The sequence below is a fragment of the Aurantimonas sp. C2-5-R2 genome (assembly GCF_036549495.1).
GTDB classification, from domain to species: Bacteria; Pseudomonadota; Alphaproteobacteria; order Rhizobiales; family Rhizobiaceae; genus Aurantimonas; species Aurantimonas coralicida_A.
Genome location: NZ_JAZHLJ010000222.1, coordinates 1 through 1,461, shown reverse-complemented (window position 1 = coordinate 1,461; position 1,461 = coordinate 1). Strand labels below are relative to the sequence as shown.

Below are 1,461 nucleotides of genomic sequence, written 5' to 3'. Positions count from 1 at the left end.
GGGCGGATTCAACCGGTCGTCGCAACACTTCGACAATGGAGGTTGCGGTGAAGAAAATGGAACAAGATGTCGAACACGGTGTCCAATCCGATCGTCGATCTCCAGGGCGGCCTACCGCGGCGGGGCGGGCAGGCTACCAACGGTTCTGGTCGGGGATCGGCCTTGGGTTGTCAAGCGAGGAGGCCGCTATCGGGGCAGGAGTATCTTCAGCCGTGGGCGTACGATGGTTCCGGCAAGCGGGCGGAATGCCACCGTCACATCTGTCGCCCTCTGCAAAATCGCTGTCGGGGCGTTACTTATCGTTCGCCGAGCGCGAGGACATCGCACTCCTGCACGCGCAAGGCCAAGGCGTACGCTTGATTGCCCGACAGTTACAGCGAGCGCCAAGCACGATTTCCCGTGAGTTGCGGCGCAATGCCGCGACGGGTGCCGGCACTATCGACTATCGAGCGACAACGGCACAATGGCATGCTGATCGGGCTGGGCGACGTCCAAAGGCTGCTAGACTGGCGATCGATGCACGACTGCGGGATTACGTGCAGCACAGGCTGTCCGGTATGATCGCCGGCCCGGACGGCGTACCCGTTCCAGGGCCGATGGTGCCGTGGAAAGGCCGTCGTCATGGACCTCGCCAGGATCGGCGATGGGCTACGGCCTGGAGCCCTGAGCAGATCGCACGCCGACTACCCCTCGATTTTCCAGAAGATGGGACAATGCGCATTTGCCACGAAGCCATCTATCAATCGCTATATGTCCAGAGCCGGGGCGCGCTACGCCGTGATCTGGCTGCCTGCCTGCGCACCGGCCGGGTCCTACGCCTTCCACGAGCACGTACTCACGGACGAGGCAAATCCTTCATCCCACCGGACTTCCTGATAAGCGAACGCCCAGCAGACGTTGCTGCGCGGGCCGTGCCGGGGCATTGGGAAGGGGACCTCATCCTGGGGCTGGGTAGTTCTGCGATTGGGACGCTGGTCGAGCGCACGACACGATTTACTATGCTGCTTCACCTGCCTCGCATGGCAGCTCATGGCAGCGAACCACGTATCAACAACGGCCCAGCGCTTGCCGGACATGGCGCCGAAGCGGTGCGCGATGCTATCTCTCGTGCGATCGTTACTCTGCCGGAACAGCTCCGCCGTTCGCTGACCTGGGATCAGGGCGCCGAAATGGCGCAGCACGCCCATCTGCGGATCTCTACCGGCCTTCACGTTTACTTCTGCGACCCGCACAGCCCATGGCAGCGCGGTACCAACGAAAACACCAACGGGCTGCTGCGCCAGTATTTTCCCAAGGGCACGGATCTCAGTAGTCACAGCGCGCAGGACATCCAAGCGGTGGCGACAGCACTCAACGGTAGGCCCCGGAAAACCCTCGGTTGGAAGTCTCCAGCAGAAACCCTCGCGCTTCTCTTGGAAGCGAGTATTATAGCACCTGTTGCGACGACCGGTTGAATCCGCC

1 protein-coding gene is annotated in these 1,461 nt (G+C 62.1%); it reads left to right on the top strand.

Translation table 11 applies throughout. The features are described 5' to 3' along the window. The first annotated feature begins 56 nt into the window (after window positions 1-56). A complete protein-coding gene (locus tag VQ044_RS25110) occupies window positions 57-1,454 on the top strand; it encodes an IS30 family transposase (RefSeq protein WP_331827891.1) in 1,398 nt (465 codons plus the stop codon). Window positions 1,455-1,461: the final 7 nt, after the last annotated feature.